Origin of the sequence: Methylococcus sp. S1M (assembly GCF_051295855.1) — a bacterium.
In the GTDB taxonomy this organism is placed as follows: domain Bacteria; phylum Pseudomonadota; class Gammaproteobacteria; order Methylococcales; family Methylococcaceae; genus Methylococcus; species Methylococcus capsulatus.
The window spans coordinates 1-245 of sequence record NZ_JBPDXO010000063.1 but is presented as its reverse complement, the minus strand read 5'-3'; the positions used below and the strand labels follow the sequence as shown (position 1 = coordinate 245).

Annotated in this window: 1 protein-coding gene; it reads right to left on the bottom strand. The window is 67.3% G+C overall.

Annotation, left to right across the window (positions count from 1 at the left end):
* Positions 1-245: hypothetical protein (locus tag ACSHWJ_RS16225; RefSeq protein WP_432540129.1), on the bottom strand; the 245-nt coding region annotated here is incomplete at both ends.

Genomic DNA, 245 nt, shown 5'->3' with positions numbered 1-245 from the left:
CGCGGCACGGGAACGGCCGGATCGAACAGATGGAAGCGGCGGTACAGCCGGTCGCGGGCGCCGTTGTCGGCCAAGTGCCCGGCGACGAAACGGCCCAGCATCACGCCGTGCTCGATGCCCTGTTCGGCGATGGTCGTGTAGCGGATGTCGATCGGGTCCAATCCCGGACGCACCGCGTGGGTGTGCACGGACTCGTCGAAATCGAGGTAAGGCGTGGACAGGCGCACGTTGAACAAACGGCCGCC